Here is a 23538-nt window from a genome sequence, read left to right as displayed (position 1 = left end):
ATAGCTCAGCTGGGAGAGCACCTGCTTTGCAAGCAGGGGGTCGTCGGTTCGATCCCGTCTGGCTCCACCAAGACTTTGGTTGGGAAACGGGAAGACACATCATCTTGAGAAGAAACAAGTTTGCGGACTGTTCTTTAAAAAAAGAAAAGTCTGCCTGTTCTATTGAAATCGTGAAGAGAAGATATATTCGGACAATTGCTCCGGTGCTTTTAAGGAAGTGATCGGCGTATTGAACGGTTTTCGAGATTACCTAAAGTCTTGGAAATTGGTTGATATGAAAAGAGGCGATTTGTGTCGCAGAGGAAAGCTCAAAGCCTCTGCAAATGATTGGAAGCTTAACCGCGCCATCGAATATATCTCGAGAAGCTGGTCTTTCTGCTGATATTTATAGCGGTGTTTTGCACAAGACATTGCAAGAAGATGAATATTGGCAATGAGAACGATCAAGTGTCTTAAGGGCATTTAGTGGATGCCTTGGCATGCACAGGCGAAGAAGGACGTGATACGCTGCGATAAGTTACGGGGAGGTGCGAATACCCTTTGATCCGTAAGTTTCCGAATGGGGCAACCCACCTTTGATGGCTAGAAAAGCTAAGTTGTTCAGCGATGGACAATTTAGGTTTCTAGCTATCTGAATAAAGGTATCTACACCTGAATAAAATAGGGTGTAAGAAGCGAACGCAGGGAACTGAAACATCTAAGTACCTGTAGGAAAGGACATCAAATGAGACTCCGCTAGTAGTGGCGAGCGAACGCGGATCAGGCCAGTGGCTTAAGAGAGAAAAGTAGAACGAGTTGGAAAGCTCGACCGAAGAGGGTGACAGTCCCGTACACGTAAATTGATCTTAAGTCCTTGAGTAGGGCGGGACACGTGAAATCCTGTCTGAATATGGGTCGACCACGATCCAAGCCTAAGTACTCGTGCATGACCGATAGTGAACCAGTACCGTGAGGGAAAGGTGAAAAGCACCCCGACGAGGGGAGTGAAAGAGAACCTGAAACCGAATGCCTACAAACAGTCGGAGCCCAAGATTAGTTCTGGGTGACGGCGTACCTTTTGTATAATGGGTCAGCGACTTAGTCTAACGAGCAAGCTTAAACCGATAGGTGTAGGCGTAGCGAAAGCGAGTCTGAACAGGGCGTTCAGTTCGTTGGATTAGACCCGAAACCGAGTGATCTAGCCATGAGCAGGCTGAAGGTAAGGTAACACTTACTGGAGGGCCGAACCCATATCTGTTGCAATAGATCGGGATGACTTGTGGCTAGGGGTGAAAGGCCAATCAAACTCGGAAATAGCTGGTTCTCCGCGAAATCTATTTAGGTAGAGCGTTCGTTGAATTCTCCAGGGGGTAGAGCACTGGATGGGCTAGGGGTCCTCGCCGGACTACCAAACCTAACCAAACTACGAATACCTGGAAGAACTGACGAGCAGACACACGGCGGGTGCTAACGTCCGTCGTGGAGAGGGCAACAACCCTGACCACCATCTAAGGTCCCCAAGTTATGGCTAAGTGGGAAAGGATGTGAGGATCCCAAAACAACCAGGATGTTGGCTTAGAAGCAGCCATCATTTAAAGAAAGCGTAACAGCTCACTGGTCTAAGTAAGGGTCTTTGCGCCGAAAATGTAACGGGGCTAAAGCCATACACCGAAGCTGTGGATACGTCGCAAGACGTGTGGTAGCGGAGCGTTCCGTAAGCCAGAGAAGGGATACCCGTAAGGGATCCTGGAGGTATCGGAAGTGAGAATGCTGACATGAGTAACGATAAAGGGAGTGAGAGACTCCCTCGCCGAAAGTCCAAGGGTTCCTGCTTAAAGTTAATCTGAGCAGGGTTAGTCGGCCCCTAAGGCAAGGCCGAAAGGCGTAGTCGATGGGAACCACGTTAATATTCGTGGACCTGTGGGAAGTGACGGATTGTGTAAATTGTAAGATCTTAATGGATTGGTCTTGCTTTGAAGCAGTCCCGGGAAATAGCTCCCACGTATAGACCGTACCCTAAACCGACACAGGTGGACCGGTAGAGAATACCAAGGCGCTTGAGAGAACTACGTTGAAGGAACTCGGCAAATTGCACGCGTAACTTCGGAAGAAGCGTGACCCTTTAGCGGGCAACCGTTAGGGGGTGGCACAGACCAGGGGGTAGCGACTGTTTACCAAAAACACAGGGCTCTGCGAAGTCGCAAGACGACGTATAGGGTCTGACGCCTGCCCGGTGCTGGAAGGTTAAGAGGAGATGTGAGAGCATTGAATTGAAGCCCCAGTAAACGGCGGCCGTAACTATAACGGTCCTAAGGTAGCGAAATTCCTTGTCGGGTAAGTTCCGACCTGCACGAATGGCGTAACGACTTCCCCGCTGTCTCCAACGTAGACTCAGTGAAATTGAATTCCCCGTGAAGATGCGGGGTTCCTGCGGTTAGACGGAAAGACCCCGTGCACCTTTACTATAGCTTTACACTGGCATTCGTGTCGGCATGTGTAGGATAGGTGGTAGACTTTGAAGCAGGGGCGCCAGCCTTTGTGGAGTCATCCTTGAAATACCACCCTTATTGACATGGATGTCTAACTGCGGCTCGTTAACCGGGTTCAGGACAGTGTATGGTGGGTAGTTTGACTGGGGCGGTCGCCTCCTAAAGAGTAACAGAGGCGCGCGATGGTGGGCTCAGAACGGTCGGAAATCGTTCGTCGAGTGCAATGGCATAAGCCCGCCTGACTGTAAGACTGACAAGTCGAGCAGAGTCGAAAGACGGTCATAGTGATCCGGTGGTTCCACGTGGAAGGGCCATCGCTCAACGGATAAAAGGTACGCCGGGGATAACAGGCTGATGACCCCCAAGAGTCCATATCGACGGGGTTGTTTGGCACCTCGATGTCGACTCATCGCATCCTGGGGCTGGAGCAGGTCCCAAGGGTATGGCTGTTCGCCATTTAAAGCGGTACGTGAGTTGGGTTCAGAACGTCGTGAGACAGTTCGGTCCCTATCTGCCGTGGGTGTAGGAATATTGACAGGATCTGTCCCTAGTACGAGAGGACCGGGATGGACATATCTCTGGTGGACCTGTTGTGGCGCCAGCCGCATAGCAGGGTAGCTATATATGGACGGGATAACCGCTGAAGGCATCTAAGCGGGAAACCCACCTGGAAACGAGTATTCCCTGAGAACCGTGGAAGACGACCACGTTGATAGGTCAGGTGTGGAAGTGTGGTGACACATGGAGCTTACTGATACTAATCGTTCGATTGACTTGATCGTTCCCATTACAAATGTTCATCTTTGCTGTGCAAAGATCACTTTACTGCGCTCACGGGCGCAGCCCTCCGCGAGGGCGGCTAAAAGTGGCCGACGTGCGGTCGCGTTTTAAAAGCTAAAGCGTGAAAGTGAATGTAAAAGAACAAAACAGAAAGATATCAGCTTCTTGAAAAATTGTTGCGCTTTGCCGACCTGGTGGTTATAGCGGAGCGGCTGCACCCGATCCCATTCCGAACTCGGCCGTGAAACGCTCCTGCGCTGATGGTACTTTGTCTTAAGACACGGGAGAGTAAGTCGCTGCCAGGTCTGCCAAGTGCAACAATAGCTTCTCTATTCTTTACGATATTTAGCCTCGTGCTTCCTCTTCAATTGGTATTTAACGGGCAGACCACTCTTGATTGGTCTGCTTGAATTGTTATATCAAAATGAGCCTTTTGGCTCTTTCTTATCCCGTTACATTGATCTACAATGTAACTTGAGCGTTTTACAATTTTGGGTCCGGTAGCCTTGTCGCTCCCCTCCCGCTTCTCGTAAAACACTCTTCCTTGGCGCGGGGTGGAGCAGCCCGGTAGCTCGTCAGGCTCATAACCTGAAGGCCGCAGGTTCAAATCCTGCCCCCGCAACCAATCATCACTTCACCACTCACAAATTTTTGCCTATCATTATCCGCTTTGTATACCGCAGCGCTTCCAAAAACGGGGCCGCAGCGATGATTACGTTGAGATGCTCGTCGTTTGGTGCGTGGGTTGTCTATTAGGATCGCGGAATTAATGACCTTTACTGCAATATGCGGTCGCGGACATGCCTATGTTGAAAACAAACCGAATTTCTATAAAACACCAAAACGCGTTCATTGCTTTAGCCGGGTTCTCACCTATCAATATCCTCATTATATGAACGCTGCGCTTCCCGATGCCGGCCCGTGACTCCGCTTCTCCGCTTGTCTTCAAACGGTCGTCGCTTGGAATGTGTGTAATGCCAAGCCGAAAACGCGAGCAACGTAACGCTATCCCCGAATATCAGTTTGTTAAAATCGAAATCCAGCTTCGCGAAGCGGAAATAAAGCTTCTCTATCACAGATCTTCAACGTTGAAATTTATCCGTGTTTGATCCCGTCTCGGAAACTTAATTCTAACACGCAATTCTGTCACTCAAGTCTGTCACTTAATTCTGACACTTAGCCCGCGTCTCCTTCAACCGTCACTCCCTCATCAGCCTTCAACTCAATCAAACTATACTTCTCTTAAAACCCATCCAGTCCGGCTTCCTTCATATGGCTTGGAGGCGTCCGTTTCCAGACAAGCTTATTCCGCCAAAACAAGCCCATTTAACACGAACAATGCTGTGCGGGAAAATTGTCCGAAGTTCGGTTCGTCACCTCCCGACAATGAGGTTGAGATGACAAAAATAATATCGACCCCCCGATAAGTTGCGGTAGTTCCATTTCGGGGCTGGCATCTTTTGATACTGGCGTCGAAGCTTTAACCGCTGCCAAATTTGAGAAGATAAGCGGAATTATCACCTTGCCAATCAATAAGAACGCTATTCATTCTGCTGGAATAGATTGTCCAGAACACAGTGAAATTCTTGCTGATGAAGTTGGTAGCGGTCATGTTGCCATGATGCTTTTGAATGAAGATATTCGTACAATTCTTGTTACCATCCAGATGTCACTTCGACACACTATAAATCAGGTTATTTACGAAAAACGGTTATAAGCAATCAGGCTTGCAAATATAGGCATCATAGTGTTGGGGCACCAAAAGACCCATGTCGCTTTCACTGGATTGAATCCCCATGCGGGTAAAGGTGGTCTTTTTGTCGATGAGGAAATCGGCTTCATCGAACCCGCAGCAAATGGAGTGCGCTTAGAAGAAACAGACGTGAGCGGCTCGCGAACAGGTGATACGGTATTTATGACAGCAAAAAGAGAGGACAATTCGATGTCGTTGTTGCGCAATATCATAATCCAAAGCTTATACCCGTGAAGTCGATAGAAATTGAGACTGGCGTTAACATTATACCAGCCTTCCATTTGTTCGCTCCAGCCCGGATCGCGGAACTGCTTTCGACATTGCGGGGCTGGGTAGCCGAGCACTCAAGTTTGCTGACGGCTATAAAATATGTAGAGCGGCTGGTGCCTTCAGGTCAGCGTCAGGGAATGATATGAAGTTGCCTAATCATGCGAATTTCATCTTTAATGCGCGCAAGAAATGACAGAGCTATTGCAGATGCAATGAGCTATCTGCCAAAAGTGATTGAGGCTGTGTCATATCGGTTACGAAGACGTAGGCTTGCTTTTTCAACGTTTGGGCGGTTTGGGCTGCGAGCCATACGTGCAGCAGGCGCGAAAAATTATCTTGAAGTCTTATCGCTTGATGTTGAAAGTGAGGCGAGGTCCGTGCAATCGCCGATCAAGTTCGGTGTCGACTATTTGCTTGGCGGTACGCATAGTGATGATGTGTTGCCATTGATAGAGAGTGCAGGCATACAATATTATCTTTTAACCGGAAGGATAGAGGGAATATCGAGGTAACTGACTGGTTCAAGCGATGAAATAGCATTCAAAGCGTGCATGCTTGGGTCTAACACAGGATACATGGTCTAGATTTGTTAGCCTACCAAGCGAGAGTTGATGTCGTCAACTTGATCGAGGCTGTTTGTAAGCCTGTAGAAAAGCCTGTGATCCCGGCTAGAGCTATCGACAGGGACGAGCTTATGCATGCCGCGGTTCAAGCTAAAGCTATAGGCTATGCTGTGTGTGAGACGGGTTTTAATGAGCGTTTTTCTACCATGGCAAAAGGGATTGAAGAGCAAATCCGATACATTAAAGCGGTAAAAGAAAATGCAGAGAGAAAACTAATCCAATTATATCGCATATTGATAAAAAATAACAAATGAAATCAAAAACCGGTATTATATGTATATGAGTCAATATATCGGCTTGATCTCGAAAGGTAAGTGTCGGAGTTCTGAACAAGAAATTCTCTCTGACAAACCTTTGGAACCGCTTATATCGTAATATTTTTCTGATATATCCCGATAGATGGAACAGCATATTTCTTAACGCGAGATAGAATTGAATTAATGTCTTCAACGCCGATCTGAAAATCGGTTCTGCTGCTGAAGGATTTGATGGGGGTAAAGACATTCCAGCTCTCTGCCTGATTTGTTTCAAGCAATGATTAAAGCTTTCCTGATGCTAAATAAGCAAAAACGGGATGGCCAAGTTTGAGCATCATAGAAAACTCCAACACATCAATATAAAAACAAGGCAAGGCAGAAAAAATTGTAACCGTTAATTAGGGAACCAAAGGATCGCAGTAAATATCGCAATTATGGGTTGTTATTACATAATCAATTTGTGGTTGTTATCCTATTTGAATTCATTTTAACAATCCGGAATAGAAGATCGCACGTCTTGATACAGTATGAGGGAAACTTGTCTCTGCATGGTTTGCAACAAGTAATATCATCTGACTGTCATGTTTAAGAATCTCTGATTAATGGGGCTCTAAAATGAACCATCAGAAATTTTGACAGAAATATTATCTTACTTCGGTTGTTATATATGTTTCGGTGCGACATGTCTGGACTGAACAGAAATCGCGCTTTGAAAATTTATATTTGTGTAATCGCGAATATATGCCAGTTAAATCTTCATATCAGTTTGACAGAGTTGCAGTAATGTATCTCGGTCGGATCGTCGAGATAGATGAAAGCAGCAAGATTTTTTAACGTTCGCAGCATCCTTATATCAACACGTTGACTTCGGGTGTACCAATGCCGGAAAGATGGCCCGATGATCGTGTAGTCTTACAAGGTGAGCTACCAAATCCTGCTCATCGTCCTCATAGGTTGTGCTTTACACATTGCTCAAGAGCTGATGGGGCTATGCGGGAAAATCCCTTCTGAACTAACATCATCACATGGTGGGTTTGTTCTTGCCGTCGTTTAAGCCGTTCAGAAGAAACAGTAGAATATGCGGAAAAAATATGATCTACTTTCTATCAACGCGCTTTATCCGCCGCCTGTTGACTGTGTTTTGTGTTATCCGTTTTGCATTCATTTTATACGCATGTCAGTTGACCTTGCGCAAATCATATAGCGGACTGAAGTTATATAAAGCATGCAGTATTTCATAAACAATGGGGGGGCTGGATGCGCCATTATGGCAACAATTCTTCACTTGCTTCCATGCATTACTTCATGGAGATACGGCAGTATCTATGAGACATGGAAGACCTGTGATAGATCATGTTGCGGAACGGGATAACTGCCACCCTATTGTTAACGATACTTGCTTTGTTATGAAACTGGCTATCGGAATTTCTGGCGGGCCTATGCTGCACTGGATAGAGATAGTAAGATCAATCGTTTCGTTATAGCTTTATCTCTCCCCTGTTTCACCATGCCATCATTTGTGTCAGGGCTTATTCCAATATCCGTTTTTCAGTGCAATCGAGCTGGTTGCCATTAAAAGAGCAAGGCAATCTCAAACATGCTATTCTTCCTACACTAACAACAGGTCTTGGCGGTGCGGCGGTTCTCGCATGGTGGTCACGCAATGCCATGATTGAAGTTCTCCGACAATCTTTTCCGCTCTTATAGCTATAGTTTCGGGATTTGTAGCTGCAATATTTAACGGTATTATGAAACATTTTGTTATGATGCTGGCGACTTCCAAGCTGCTTTTCCAGTTCAGATTCTATCTTTGGTTGTCTTAGCTTTTTTCGGTAATACCATTTTACTATTAACATGTCTTATGGGGTTCCCCGGAAGGGAAAGATATGCGAGGATAATAAGGAGATGAGCTGTTTCAGCCAATAATCAGGGATATACTGTCGTTTTCATACAATTGGGAGCAAAACCGCCGCGTTTTTATATCAAGTACATATTTCCCAATATTGTATCGACGTTGATTATATCTTTGGCATTGACTTTCCCGCAAATTATACTTCTGGAGAGCAGACTTTCCTTTTTTAGACCAGGCGTTCAGCCACCGATGTCCGGTCTTGGCAGTATGAGCGGGTTCGGCAAAGAGTAACTCGTCAATGCATCTTGGATAATGTTGCACCGGCATCCATTATAATAACAACAATGATAATCAGTCTTGTTGGTGAAATGATAATCAGTCTCGTTGGTGACCGGATGCAGGACAAAATAAATTCTAGCTTGTGACGTTATAAATAAGTTTATGAAGTGATAGTATCTAAATTTATGATGTGATTGAATCCAAAAAGTGTAATTTAATTAGATATTTAATACTCGCCAGAAGAATATATTTGTTTTTTTTGTGTATTTTTTCTCGCAGGGGTTGCAAAACAGCAAAAAATCGGTATTGGTGTTACAAAAGCGGATGATGCTTTTATGCATCTCTAACGTGATGTTTAACGTATGAATTAGCTGACGTGTCCAATTAATTGGGTTGATGGAATACATCAAGGAGACGGTAAAGTTATGTTTGATTATTTGTTATTACTTATCCACCCTCTCTTTCTCCCGAGCCGAATAGTGCGAGGGATCCGGTTTATTCAATCCTGCTAAAGCTTCTGTCACCTAATCAGTGAACGAAGTCTTTCGTTTGCACGTATGAGCCTGTCTGCAAGCCTATTGGGGGCTGAGTGCAAGGCTCGGCAATATGCACTCTCACGTGAGCCGTTTTAACTTATCTATGTAGGAAATAGCGAAACATTTTTTACTAAGTCATGTAAGAAATAAGGGGGATTTCATGTCTATGCGTAGTAACTTTTTGAGCACCTTTGTATCAAAGGCTGTGTCGTGGTTGATGATTATCCTCTACGTCTGCTCAACCTTTCTGGCGATGGTTATGCCAGCGCAGGCTGCGCAAAGAGACTCGGGAAGTGAACGCTATGCCGCTGACAACAGTCTATTCGGGCAGAAGGATGATGGTGCAAGCGCCTCGCTTGATGGCTATAGCTCGCCGATCATGACACGCGCCTATGTTCTGGTGTCCGGCGATACGCTTGATAGTGTTGCCAAGCGCTATAATTTGAGTGTTGAGGGGTTGCGCCGTCTCAATCTGGATCGCTTCTTCAAGAACGGCTTTGACAAGGTAACGGTGGGGGATACGGTTTATGTTCCGCTGTCACCGGTTTCTGATGACATGGCGCATTATCTCGAAACGGGATCCTCGCAGGATAGTGCAATCAGTTCGCTGGCAACAAGGGCAGGGCAATTTCTTTCCAATGGTGGTCATAGCAATGAACTGGAAAATATGGCCAAAGGATATTTTTCGGGTAAGGCCAATGGCGAGATCAATCGCTGGTTCAACCAGTTCGGCACGTCCCGTATCCAGTTGAATGTTGATGATGGCTTTTCATTAAAAAATTCGCAATTCGAGATGTTGTTGCCGGTTTATGACAAAGGCAACAGTCTTGTTTTTACACAAACCTCCATTCATCGCACGGATGATCGCACCCAGAGCAATCTGGGTTTTGGCTATCGTTATTTCACACAGGATTATATGTTGGGCGGCAATGCGTTTTGGGATTATGACATTTCCCGTTCGCATTCGCGTATGGGAATTGGTGTCGAATATTGGCGCGATTATCTCAAATTGGGCATGAATGCCTATTACCGGTTATCGGATTGGCGAACCTCTCCCGATGTGGATGATTATTATGAACGTCCGGCCAATGGCTGGGATATTCGTGCGGAAGGTTATCTGCCATCCTATCCGAAGCTTGGAATGAAGCTGAACTTCGAGCAATATTATGGCAACGAGGTCGGTCTTTTTGGAAAGAACGAACGGCAGAAGAACCCTTATGCGGTTACGTTCGGAGCCAATTATACACCGGTACCGCTTGTGACATTCAATGTAGACCACCGGCAAGGTGCGAGTGGCAAGGATGATACCCGTTTAGGCTTTCAGGTCAATTATCGTTTTGGTGTTCCGCTGTCGAAGCAGCTTGATCCTGATGCGGTCGGGGATATGCGCACACTTGCGGGAAGCAGATATGATCTGGTTGACCGTAATAACGACATTGTTCTTGAATATAAGAAGAATGAATTCATCAAGCTTTATATGGTTGGCGGCATTACCGGCTTTTATAACGAGACTTATTCGCTTGGCATATCGGTTAAATCCAAGAATGATGTGGCAAGCGTCAGTGTGATGGCAGCAGCCCTGATTGCAGCAGGCGGCAAGATCGTTCAGGGAAGCGGTGTCAGCGATTATTCGGTTGTTCTTCCACCCTATCAGTGGGGTGGTAATAATGACTATGTCGTCAATGCCGTTGCAACGGATGTCAAAGGTAATACCTCGAAAGAGGCAACGACAACCGTGACAGTCAAGGCTCCGGGATTTGACAGTACCAACAGTACATTCGAAGCCGATCCACCCTCGATCGTCGCAGACAATACCGCGTACTCGACATTGACCTTTACGGCCAAGGACAAGAATGGCAACCCGATCATGGGCATCAAGGACAGGCTTGTCTTTGATGTCGTGAGCAAGGGCGGTTCCGCTCCTGACAAAGGCAAGGTGACGTTGACTTCAATTGTCGAGACCAAAAGCGGTGTCTATACGGCAAAACTCAAAGGCACGGTTGCCGATGTCTATACGGTAACGCCGAAATTCGATGGCAAAGCTGTCGGCAACCTCTCAGCCGATGTGACATTGACAGCCGGTGCTCCTGTTGAAAAAGGTATCGAGCTTTCAACATTCACAGCTGTTCCGGACTTGATCATCGCAGACAATGAGGATGCCTCGACATTGCTCTTTACGGCCAAGGACAAGAATGGCAACATGGTCACAGGCATCAAGAGCAGGCTTGTTTTTGATGTTGCGATCAAAAACGGTCCCGTTCCTGAAAGCGGCAAGGTGACGGTGCATGAAATTAACGAGACCAAAACCGGTGTCTATAAGGCAACACTCACAGGCACGCTTGCCAATGTCTATACGATAACGCCGAAATTCGATGGCAATGCTGTTGGCACCCTCTCGGCCGATGTGACATTGACAGCCGGTGATCCTGCTGAAAAGGGTGAAAAAGGTGAAAAGCGTTCAACATTCACAGCCTTCCCACACTCGATCGTCGCAGACAATAACGCCACCTCGCTATTGACCTTTATGGCCCAGGACAAGTATGGCAATGCGGTAGTTAGGAAAGCCAAGGACCTGAAATTTGTTATGAAAAGCGGTCCTAATAGCGGGGGCATAACGATTGACGATGTAGTAGAGACCGCAACAGCCGGTACCTATACAGCAAAGCTCAGAGGCACGGTTGTCGGCATTTATACGATTGTACCGGAATATAAAAACAAGGCCGTTGGTTCTCTTTCAGACACTGTGACATTGGGAGCCGGTGCTCCTGTTGACAAGGATGGCGACGGTAATCCGCGTTCAACATTCACAGCTGTTCCGGCCTCGATCGTCGCAGACAATAACACTACCTCGCTATTGACCTTTAAGGCCCAGGACAAGAATGGCCACGTTGTCGGTGGGATCGCCAAGGACTTGAAATTTGTTATGAAAAGCGGTCCTAATAGCGGGGGCATAACGATTGACGAGGTAAAAGAGACCGCAACAGCCGGTACCTATACAGCAAACCTCAAAGGCACGGTTGTCGGCGTTTATACGATTGTACCGGAATTTAAAAACGATGCCGTTGGTTCTCTTTCAGCCGATGTGACATTGAAAGTCGGTGATCCTGCTGACAAGGGTGAAAAAGGTGAACCGCGTTCAACATTCAAAGCCGACCCACACTGGATCGTCGCAGACAATACCGCGTACTCGACATTGACCTTTATGGCCCAGGACAAGTATGGCCACGTTATCAGTGGGATCGCCGAGGACTTGAAATTTGTTATGAAAAACGGTCCTAATAGCGGGGGCATAACGATTGACAAGGTAAAAGAGACCGCAATAGCCGGTACCTATACAGCAAACCTCAAAGGCACGGTTGTCGGCATTTATACGATTGTACCGGAATTTAAAAACGCGGCCGTGGGTTCTCTTTCAGACACTGTGACATTGGGAGCCGGTGATCCTGTTGACAAGGATGGCGACGGTAATGCGCGTTCAACATTCATAGCCAACCCACACTGGATCGTCGCAGACAATACCGCGTACTCGACATTGACCTTTAAGGCCCAGGACAAGTATGGCCACGTTGTCGGTGGGATCGCCAAGGACTTGAAATTTGTTATGAAAAACGGTCCTGATATCAAGGGCATAACGATTGACGATGTAGTAGAGACCGCAACAGCCGGTACCTATACAGCAACACTCAAAGGCACGATTACCGGCGATTATACGATTGTACCGGAATATAAAAACAAGGCCGTGGGTTCTCTTTCAGACACTGTGACATTGGGAGCCGGTGATCCTGTTGACAAGGATGGCGACGGTAATGCGCGTTCAACATTCATAGCCAACCCACACTGGATCGTCGCAGACAATACCGCGTACTCGACATTGACCTTTAAGGCCCAGGACAAGTATGGCAATGCGGTAGTTGGGAAAGCCAACGACCTGAAATTTGTTATGAAAACCGGTCCTAATAGCGGGGGCATAACGATTGACGATGTAGTAGAGACCGCAACAGCCGGTACCTATACAGCAAACCTCAAAGGCACGGTTGTCGGCGTTTATACGATTGTACCGGAATATAAAAACAAGGCCGTGGGTTCTCTTTCAGACACTGTGACATTGGGAGCCGATGCTCCTGTTGACAAGGATGGCGACGGTAATGCGCGTTCAACATTCATAGCCGACCCACACTGGATCGTCGCAGACAATACCGCGTACTCGACATTGACCTTTAAGGCCCAGGACAAGTATGGCCACGTTGTCGGTGGGATCGCCAAGGACTTGAAATTTGTTATGAAAAACGGTCCTGATATCAAGGGCATAACGATTGACGATGTAGTAGAGACCGCAACAGCCGGTACCTATACAGCAACACTCAAAGGCACGATTACCGGCGATTATACGATTGTACCGGAATATAATAACGAGCCCGTGGGTTCTCTTTCAGACACTGTGACATTGGGAGCCGGTGATCCTGTTGACAAGGATGGCGACGGTAATGCGCGTTCAACATTCATAGCCAACCCACACTGGATCGTCGCAGACAATACCGCGTACTCGACATTGACCTTTAAGGCCCAGGACAAGTATGGCAATGCGGTAGTTGGGAAAGCCAACGACCTGAAATTTGTTATGAAAACCGGTCCTAATAGCGGGGGCATAACGATTGACGATGTAGTAGAGACCGCAACAGCCGGTACCTATACAGCAAACCTCAAAGGCACGGTTGTCGGCGTTTATACGATTGTACCGGAATATAAAAACAAGGCCGTGGGTTCTCTTTCAGACACTGTGACATTGGGAGCCGATGCTCCTGTTGACAAGGATGGCGACGGTAATGCGCGTTCAACATTCATAGCCGACCCACACTGGATCGTCGCAGACAATACCGCGTACTCGACATTGACCTTTAAGGCCCAGGACAAGTATGGCCACGTTGTCGGTGGGATCGCCAAGGACTTGAAATTTGTTATGAAAAACGGTCCTGATATCAAGGGCATAACGATTGACGATGTAGTAGAGACCGCAACAGCCGGTACCTATACAGCAACACTCAAAGGCACGATTACCGGCGATTATACGATTGTACCGGAATATAATAACGAGCCCGTGGGTTCTCTTTCAGACACTGTGACATTGGGAGCCGGTGATCCTGTTGACAAGGATGGCGACGGTAATGCGCGTTCAACATTCATAGCCAACCCACACTGGATCGTCGCAGACAATACCGCGTACTCGACATTGACCTTTAAGGCCCAGGACAAGTATGGCAATGCGGTAGTTGGGAAAGCCAACGACCTGAAATTTGTTATGAAAACCGGTCCTAATAGCGGGGGCATAACGATTGACGATGTAGTAGAGACCGCAACAGCCGGTACCTATACAGCAAACCTCAAAGGCACGGTTGTCGGCGTTTATACGATTGTACCGGAATATAAAAACAAGGCCGTGGGTTCTCTTTCAGACACTGTGACATTGGGAGCCGATGCTCCTGTTGACAAGGATGGCGACGGTAATGCGCGTTCAACATTCATAGCCGACCCACACTGGATCGTCGCAGACAATACCGCGTACTCGACATTGACCTTTAAGGCCCAGGACAAGTATGGCCACGTTGTCGGTGGGATCGCCAAGGACTTGAAATTTGTTATGAAAAACGGTCCTGATATCAAGGGCATAACGATTGACGATGTAGTAGAGACCGCAACAGCCGGTACCTATACAGCAACACTCAAAGGCACGATTACCGGCGATTATACGATTGTACCGGAATATAATAACGAGCCCGTGGGTTCTCTTTCAGACACTGTGACATTGGGAGCCGGTGATCCTGTTGACAAGGATGGCGACGGTAATGCGCGTTCAACATTCATAGCCAACCCACACTGGATCGTCGCAGACAATACCGCGTACTCGACATTGACCTTTAAGGCCCAGGACAAGTATGGCAATGCGGTAGTTGGGAAAGCCAACGACCTGAAATTTGTTATGAAAACCGGTCCTAATAGCGGGGGCATAACGATTGACGATGTAGTAGAGACCGCAACAGCCGGTACCTATACAGCAAACCTCAAAGGCACGGTTGTCGGCGTTTATACGATTGTACCGGAATATAAAAACAAGGCCGTGGGTTCTCTTTCAGACACTGTGACATTGGGAGCCGATGCTCCTGTTGACAAGGATGGCGACGGTAATGCGCGTTCAACATTCATAGCCGACCCACACTGGATCGTCGCAGACAATACCGCGTACTCGACATTGACCTTTAAGGCCCAGGACAAGTATGGCCACGTTGTCGGTGGGATCGCCAAGGACTTGAAATTTGTTATGAAAAACGGTCCTGATATCAAGGGCATAACGATTGACGATGTAGTAGAGACCGAAACAGCCGGTACCTATACAGCAACACTCAAAGGCACGATTACCGGCGATTATACGATTGTACCGGAATATAATAACGAGCCCGTGGGTTCTCTTTCAGACACTGTGACATTGGGAGCCGGTGATCCTGTTGAAAAGGGTGAAAAAGGTGAACAGCGTTCAACATTCACAGCCTTCCCACCCTCGATCGCCGCAGACAATACCGCCACCTCGCTATTGACCTTTATGGCCCAGGACAAGTATGGCAATGCGGTAGTTGGGAAAGCCGGGAACTTGAAATTTGTTATGAAATTCGGTCCTGATAGCAAGGGCATAACGATTGACGATGTAGTAGAGACCGCAACAGCCGGTACCTATACAGCAAAGCTCAAAGGCACGGTTGTCGGCGTTTATACGATTGTACCGGAATATAACAACAAGGCCGTGGGTTCTCTTTCAGCCGATGTGGAATTGAAAGTCGGTGATCCTGTTGACAAGGATGACGACGGTAAGCCGCGTTCAACATTCACAGCTGTTCCGGACTCGATCGCCGCAGACAATACCGCCACCTCGCTATTGACCTTTATGGCTCAGGACAAGACTGGCCACGTTGTCGGTGGGATCGCCAAGGACTTGAAATTTGTTATGAAAAGCGGTCCTAATAGCAAGGGCATAACGATTGACGATGTAGTAGAGACCGAAACAGCCGGTACCTATACAGCAAACCTCAAAGGCACGGTTGCCGGCATTTATACGATTGTACCGGAATTTAAAAACGCGGCCGTTGGTTCTCTTTCAGCCAATGTGACATTGAAAGCCGGTGATCCTGTTGACAAGGATGGCGACAGTAACGAGCGTTCAACATTCGAAGCTGTTCCGGACTTGATCGTCGCAGACGGTCACGACACCTCGACATTGACCTTTACGGCCAAGGACAAGTATGGCAATCTGGTAGGTAACATCGCCGAGAACTTGAAATTTGTTATGAAAAACGGTCCTAATAGCGGGAGCATAACGATTGACGATGTAGTAGAGACCGGAACCGGTATCTATACAGCAAAGCTCAAAGGCACGGTTACCGGCGTTTATACGATTGTACCGGAATATAACAACAAGGCCGTGGGTTCTCTTTCAGCCGATGTGACATTGAGCGAATTTGAATTGGTTCTCGCATGGGAAAACGACAAAACATCGGCCACGGTGGATGAACAGCCAACATTCACGGTTGCTGTGCGTGACAAGAACACCGGCCAACTCATTCCGAACAAAACTGTCACATTTACTTTAAGTTCAAATGGAGGTGGCAGACCGTCAATCTATCCGGCTACAGTAAAAAGCGATGCCGATGGCCAAATAACACAAGCACCGGCCGTGTCTGATCATACGCCTGAAACTGTAACTGTTACAGGACAGATATCAGGAACAACTGTTACTGCCAGCTTAAATATTACGTTTACTGCGGGAAAGGTGAACAAGAATACAAGTACGATTTATGCTGATCCTGATACGATTGTTGCAGATGGTAAAACCACCTCAACGATCCATTATAAGCCAAGGGATGGTTACGGGAACCCTATTACCAGCATCGATGCGAGCACAATCACAAGTAAAATCATTGGGATAACCGATAGTGGCATAACCATCGGTAGCTGGTCGTTTGTCGATGGTCATTATCAAGCGGTTTTGACATCTGGAACCAAAATCGGCGCTATCAAGGTGATACCGGTGATTAATGGAGAGGATGGCATTTCCCGCTCGACCGGTAATATACTCACCCTTATTTCAGGGGCGATAGACGTTAGCAAAGGTGAGATCAAAGCGATTCCAAACCGGATTGTAGCAAATGGAAGGTCAACAAGCCGTATCGAGTTTAGACCACGCGATGCTGCAGGTAACTTCATTTCGACGTTGAAAACTGAAACCATTAGTCAAGTGATTACCCCTCAAGAGGCCAACGGACCACAAGACACGAAAATGTCAGCCTGGTCCTATGATAGAGGTGCGGGTGCCTATGTCAGCACTTTAACATCAGGTACGACGATAGGTGTTATCAACATCATGCCTACTGTTAATGGTATAGCTGCCGCTACAATAGGTGTAACGGATACATTGAAGCTTATTGAGATTCCTGGCCAGAACATCAATATCAATATTGCTCATACCGATACCGCGATAGCCGATGGTCATGCGACCAATGTTGTTACCATCACTTTAACGGATGACAACGGCGCAGCATTAGCTAATAGAACAGTCACTGTTACACCGACCAATCTTGAGCTTGAGCTTGCTATTAATGGTGTAGAGGGCAGTGTAGACGTTGTGACAGATGAAGGTGGCAAGGTCAGTGTTCAAATGTCATCAACCTATGCATCATGGCTTGGCAGCAATGGATTTATGGTCTCTGCCGAAGGCTTCACCGCCCAAGGGGAGACAAATTTCAGCCTCTATGTCGACAAAGATGAGTCGTTCGTCAGTTTGGATAAAGACATACTTTACAATGACGGCATAGACAAGTTGACCGCAACCTATAAGCCTGTTGACAAAAAAGGACGTGCTATTCCTGCGGAGCTGCTCCCCGTAACGTTCTCGACAACAGACCTCGGAGCAACACAGGTCATCACGCAAAATGGCCTCGTGGCAACTGTAAGCTCGAAAAGCAGCCCGTCTACCTATTGGCTTTCTGTCACGATGACCAATTATTCTCAAGGTTGGCAGCCTGAACCTGTCAAGTATGAACTCAGACCTGCATCAGGTGTTTTGCTGGCAATTCTGGACGTCTCGCCAAAACTATGTGGTACTACATCGAACTGGATTGAGAATGGAATGCCATACACTTACTGCACACCAACGGAAGACAAGGACTACTATCATTCAGGTCTTGGGTTCATTATTAAACTGAAATACGCAAGCCCATTATGGGATAAGCAGTTAACGCTACACTCATCAACGGTTGATGGCGCTATTTACGTTCAATCTAAAGATGGAAAAAAGAGGCAAAACTGTTCGGTTCCCGTATCAATTCCTCAGTCGTGGATGAACGATTACGGGGATCGTGACAACAATCTTTATCTATCATTCACAGACAAAAACGAATACGATACCATCAGCTCGCCCGGTTATCGCAAGCCAACCACCGGTGGCGGTGTAGGAGCATGTGATGTCAATCTCAATACATTAAACTACGCTCCTTTGAAACCTGATCTGGAAGGAAGTGGTAACGTTGTGTTTGAAGCCTATACGGCGAACCCGAAATCCACCACTTCTTTCAAGGTTCCATTGACAGGTAAGCGTATGGATGTCGGCGAGCTGGCGGCAATTACGGTCAATATCTATGCTGATTAAAGGTTGAAAAAGTGAGACAAATTATCTTAAGTAGAATAACCAATTTCGGGTATGTGTATTTCAGGACTTTCGATTTACTCGCTACAGGATTGTATAAATGTTTAACTCTTCAATCAGGAAAGCCACCTGGGCAAATGGGGTGTCTGTTTGCACCCTTATTGCGTCACTGTTTTACAGCAGTACATCTTTAGCAGAAACGTTAGTTTTTGACGGAAACAACACTTCTATTTTGCAAACCGATCCAACAGGTAACGGCAGCACTTATAAAAGTCTTTATTCGAGCAATATTTATAGTGACAATGTGGTTACTGTTGATGGTGGTACAAACGGAGCAGGACAAGCCGCTTGGACAACAACCGGAACAATCAACGCACCTTACATTATTTATGGCGGTGTAGATGTCCAGTTGAACCGAGCCATGGGAGAAGGTGTTACGGCGGCTGATATCTCGAACAATCAAATTTCGATCAGCAATGTCCGGTATAATTGGTCAGGCCAATCCGCTGCCAATGGAGGCTTGGAAAACGATGTGACCAATGGAGGGAGTGCGGGCGGCGGGTCTGTTTTCGGTGGTTTGAGTAGTGGTGGCGCTGGTAGTCATGGTGAAACCGGTGGCGCTAGTGGTGGAGATGGCGGGGCTGTAAACGATAATGTAGTAAACCTTTCAAATGTTGATTTGAAAGGTGGTAACGGTGGAAACGGTGTTGCCGGCAGCGGCGTAACCGGTGCGCTTAGTGGTGGAATAGGTGGTATGGGCGGCGCCTCTATTTTCGGGGGCTTGAGTATGGGCGGCTCGGCTGGTCTAAGTGAAAATGGCGGAGAAGGCGGTTCGGTTGGTAAAAACCACGTAACATTAATAGATGTAACCTTGACAGGCGGAGCAGGCGGTATTGGCGGTCAGGGCACGAATGGCAGTGTTGGCGGTGGTGTTGGCGGCATGGGGGGCGGTTCGGTCTATGGCGGCTTGAGCATTGGCGGGGCTGATGCCGGATTCATACATGGTTTCATAGGCGGATACAATGTCGGGGGCAATGTCAACGGTAACCGGGTCGCACTGACAAATGTTACTTTGATTGGAGCTGCAGGGGGAGATGGCGGTGGAAGTCATGCCGGCGGCGGGGGTGCCGGTGGTATGGGCGGTGGCTCGGTTTTTGGAGGACTGAGCATTGGCGGTGCGGCAGGCTACCAGATGATGGGTATAGGTACGGGTGGTGCAGGCGGCAGTGTCAGTGAAAACACAATTACATTGACGAACGTTATTCTAAAGGGCGCAGATGGCGGAAAAGGCGGCTCGGCGTTAGCAGATGCGGCCGGACTTGGGCATGATGGTATTGAGGGCGGAAGTGTTTTTGGCGGTGTAAGTATCGGGGGAGCTAGCGGCGACGGTCAGGGAGGAAGTGGAGGAAATGTAACCGATAACACGGTTACCATAACCGGAAAATCGTTAATTTGGGGCGATGTCTATGGCGGTTATAGTATTGGCGGTGCAGCGTATAGCAATAATAACGGATCTGGTGGCGCAGCTACCGGCAATACGATTACGTTGGAAGGCGCTGACATCAAAATTGGTGCGCGTGATGATGATGGCAATGTGACGACCTACGGCTCAATCTGGGGTGGACGGAGTGTCTATGGCGATGGATCGGACAATACCGACTTCGATACAGTTATTAAAGGTAACACACTTAATCTCGTCGGTTATCGCGGAACTGTTTCCGGTATCTACAATTTCGAGAACTACAACTGGACATTGCCAAGTGATGTGAAGAATGGCGATGTGCTTGTGACAATTGCCAATGGTGGCACTGCCGTTGATTTGACCGATACCAAACACACCATTGCCATGGTCAATGATGGCAGCCGTCTGAAGGGCGGTGACAGGGTTACCATGATCGATAAGACGACAGGCAGCCTTGTCTCACAGAATTATACCATCAGGCAGGGTAGCTTCATTGTCTATGATGCGACATTGGCACAGCAAAACACAGGCAATAATGCATTGGTATTGACTATTAATAATAACACCGATGACGTACCGGGCGGCGGCAATAGCGGTGACGGCGGCAATAGCGGTGACGGCGGCAATAGCGGCGGCAATAGCGGTGACAGCGGCAATAGCGGCGGCAATAGCGGTGACAGCGGCAATAGCGGTGGAGGCGGTTCAGCTGCCAAGATCAATCCGCAGTCGAAATCTTATTCGGAAGGCCGTGCGGCAGCCCTTGGCTTTGTCAATCAGGGTAGTGACCTGATAGCAACTGCCGGTATAGACCATATCCGCATCATGGTGCGCGCCAATGAGGATAATTTCAACCGTCCGGCTTTCATACCGTTCATGATCGCCAATGGTTCATCGCAACGTTATAAGACAGGCAGCCATGTGGATATAGACGGCTTCAACATGGCGGTCGGTCTTGCCACAGGCTTCGATTTTGCAGCAGGCCACAAGGCCACTGTGGGAGCCTTCTTTGAATATGGCCGTGGCACCTATGATACCTATAACAGCTTTACCGACTTTGCCTCTGTGCATGGTGACGGCGATAGCAACTATAAGGGCGGCGGCATCTTCGCTCGTATCGACTTTGCAGGCACCGGTCTTGGCCGTGTGCGCCAGCTTGCCGCCGATCAGGCCGATGGTCTTTATGTGGAAGCCTCGCTTCGTGCCGGTCGCGCCAAGAGTGAATTCGATGTCGGGCGCAATGCCAATCTACTTGGTAACTTCACCGGTGTCTATCGTGGTTCTTATGATAGCCCGGTGACCTATTATGGCGGGCATGTTGCCGGTGGCTATGTGTTCAACGTCAATGAAAGACAGGCACTTGATGTCTTTGGTCGTTATTTATGGACGCATATGGATGGTGATGATGTTTCTGTCGCCAATGAACCGCTTCACTTTGACAGCTCGACCAGTTCACGCATTCAGCTTGGTGGTCGTTATGCTTATGCCTTTAATGAACAGTTCAAGCCTTACATTGGTGCAGCCTATGAATACGAGTTCGACGGCGAGGTGATGGCAAAAGCCTATGAGTTCAATCTCGACCGTCCATCGTTAGAGGGTAGCACCGGTATTTTCGAGGCTGGCTTTAGCCTTCAACCGGTTGCCAGCAACAAGGCCTTGAGCATTGATGTCAATGGTCAGGGCTACGCCGGACAACGCCAAGGCGGCGGTGGCGGCATCAAGCTCAAATACCAGTTCTAATTGCTATCGTGGTAGGGGTGTGAACAGGTGTCAGAGTGTTTGAAAACATTTTATAAGCCTCGCGAGGGGCTAGACTTGCAAACAAAGAAGAACTCCTGAAGGCAATATGTTTCCAATTTGAAAAGTTTTCTGGCTTATCGGGGCAATTGCCTTCAGATTTATCTAACCTTCCGACAATGGAGGGGCGTAAAAAGGCTCCAAGATAACGGTTGAAGATATAGTTGCTTATTTGCTTGGGTGAAACAAGCTTGTTTTAAAGTGTCCGGATTTTGTTTCAAAAGGCCAACCTGTCGATTTTCATGAAACGGGATTTAATCAAAATCAGTTTCACTGAAAGATTCAACACCGACCATGAGAATGTACCGCTTGGAACTTTTTTAATCACGCAGTTGAATCATGCCAAAATAGAGACAATCGATCGAGAGCGATCTTTACGATATTTAGCCTTGAGCTTCCTCTTCAATTGGCATTTGACGGGCAGATCATTCTTGATTGGTTTGCTTGAATTGCTATAACGAAATCAGCCTCTCGGCTCGTTCTTATCCCGTTACATCCATCTATAACGTAACTCTAACATTTACAGTTCCGGATAGGGTGGCCTTTTCGCCCCCCGCGCGCTTTTCGTAAAACACTCTTCCTTGGCGCGGGGTGGGGCGCCCGGTAGCTCGTCAGGCTCGTAATCTGAAGGCCACAGGTTCAAACCTACCCCCGCAACCAATCACCCCACGACTTCTTTCTTCTCCTGCTTTCGCCGGATTCTCACCTATCAATATCCTCCTTATATAAGCGCTGCGCTTCCCTTTACCCGCCCGCGGCTCTGCCTGCCTTCAAACGCTTGTCGTTTGGCGTATGTGTAATCTCAAGCGGAAATCGCGACTGGCACAATGCTATGTTATCGTGAATAAATGATATGATAGATAATATCATCACGTTAAAGAAAAAGCTAACCGCCGTAAAAAGCTAACTTCGTTACTTGCTAACGAAACGCACTTTGAAAATATCCTGATGAAATGCCTCTCTTGGTGAGATCTCCGTGAAGGGGTTACCTGCTTAAAAAATGGCTTTAAATAACCCTGTTGACCATTGGCTGGGCATCTATCAGGTTTTTTCTTGCTGCTTAATAAGTGGAAATCTTGGGTGTGTGATCGCTAACAGACTTAAAATTGTTCATCTAATCTTCAAGAGACACCCTTGTGCGCTATTTGTCTCTTTGCCAGCGGCAAAATTTGATCTGTCCCGCAGAATTGGCAAACACGGTTATAGGCGTCACCCAAATAGAATAGGTTACGTCTCACTGCCTACCGGCTTCGTTTAATGCGTTCCGTAAAATCTCGGAAATGGGAAGGTTCGCCATCTGATGCAATAGCCGCTTCGCAAACCTCAAAACTCATCTACGTGGTTAGAATGAGAGAAACCATATTTACTAATCTTCGGATCGTTGAGAAAGTTTTGGCTTTTTTATAATCGCGAACGTCTGATGCAATATTGAGTCTTTTATTTCTGTGTTATTTGGGTACTGTTTTTTCTCGATGTAGCGCAATATTTTCCATATTTTGCCAAGTTTGCAAGATCTTTGTTTGAAGGCCGCTATTGTTGTTTTTTGAAAAAGGAACATAAGGAAAGTGAAGTTTTTATCAACTTTGATACTAGAAAAAAATTTGTTAAATGGCCCTTGTTTTGTGTCAAATACTTTTTAAAAAATTGGCGTCCGAAAAACAAGATATTACCTATCACTTTTGGAAGAACCTCTACGTCTTCGTAAAGCCCATTTGTTGAGCTGTAGTTATGTGAGAGGTGGATAGTTTGATATTAAGTGAATGCATTTATGGGAGGGTA

The 23538-nt window shown here is 47.3% G+C and carries 7 protein-coding genes, 2 tRNA genes and 2 rRNA genes (1 of these 11 cut by a window edge); all 11 read left to right on the top strand.

The window, feature by feature from the left end; translation table 11 throughout:
- A tRNA-Ala gene (locus BBC0122_RS10690) sits at window positions 1-70 on the top strand (it extends 6 nt beyond the left edge of the window).
- Between the two features lie 371 nt (window positions 71-441).
- A 23S ribosomal RNA gene (locus tag BBC0122_RS10685) occupies window positions 442-3250 on the top strand.
- A 188-nt stretch (window positions 3251-3438) separates the two neighbouring features.
- Window positions 3439-3553, top strand: a 5S ribosomal RNA gene (rrf, locus tag BBC0122_RS10680).
- Window positions 3554-3796: 243 nt separating this feature from the next.
- Window positions 3797-3873 (top strand) — tRNA-Met (locus tag BBC0122_RS10675).
- 349 nt (window positions 3874-4222) lie between these two features.
- Window positions 4223-4357 (top strand): hypothetical protein, encoded by a 135-nt coding sequence (locus BBC0122_RS13320; protein ID WP_257788079.1) that lies wholly within the window; start codon window positions 4223-4225, stop codon window positions 4355-4357.
- A gap of 302 nt (window positions 4358-4659) precedes the next feature.
- Window positions 4660-4965 (top strand): 4-hydroxythreonine-4-phosphate dehydrogenase PdxA, encoded by a 306-nt coding sequence (locus BBC0122_RS13430; RefSeq protein ID WP_077993705.1) that lies wholly within the window; start codon window positions 4660-4662, stop codon window positions 4963-4965.
- A 194-nt stretch (window positions 4966-5159) separates the two neighbouring features.
- A complete protein-coding gene (locus tag BBC0122_RS13415) occupies window positions 5160-5417 on the top strand; it encodes a 4-hydroxythreonine-4-phosphate dehydrogenase PdxA (protein ID WP_418214885.1) in 258 nt (85 codons plus the stop codon).
- A 231-nt stretch (window positions 5418-5648) separates the two neighbouring features.
- A complete protein-coding gene (locus tag BBC0122_RS13315; RefSeq protein ID WP_257788078.1) occupies window positions 5649-5783 on the top strand; it encodes a hypothetical protein in 135 nt (44 codons plus the stop codon).
- 74 nt (window positions 5784-5857) lie between these two features.
- Complete coding sequence (locus tag BBC0122_RS10655) at window positions 5858-6148, top strand: hypothetical protein (RefSeq protein ID WP_077993699.1); 291 nt, start codon at window positions 5858-5860, stop codon at window positions 6146-6148.
- Window positions 6149-8978: 2830 nt separating this feature from the next.
- Entirely contained in the window at window positions 8979-18506 is a 9528-nt protein-coding gene (locus BBC0122_RS10650; protein WP_077993697.1) for an invasin domain 3-containing protein, read from the top strand.
- Between the two features lie 97 nt (window positions 18507-18603).
- Window positions 18604-21702: an autotransporter outer membrane beta-barrel domain-containing protein gene (locus BBC0122_RS13325; RefSeq protein ID WP_077993695.1), complete on the top strand. Its 3099-nt coding sequence runs from the start codon at window positions 18604-18606 to the stop codon at window positions 21700-21702.
- The last annotated feature ends 1836 nt before the right edge of the window (window positions 21703-23538 follow it).

Origin of the sequence: Ditibartonella choladocola, assembly GCF_002007565.1 — a bacterium.
Lineage (GTDB): Bacteria > Pseudomonadota > Alphaproteobacteria > Rhizobiales > Rhizobiaceae > Bartonella > Bartonella choladocola.
The sequence above is the reverse complement of the archived record's forward strand: the minus strand, read 5'-3'. Positions and strand labels throughout refer to the sequence as shown.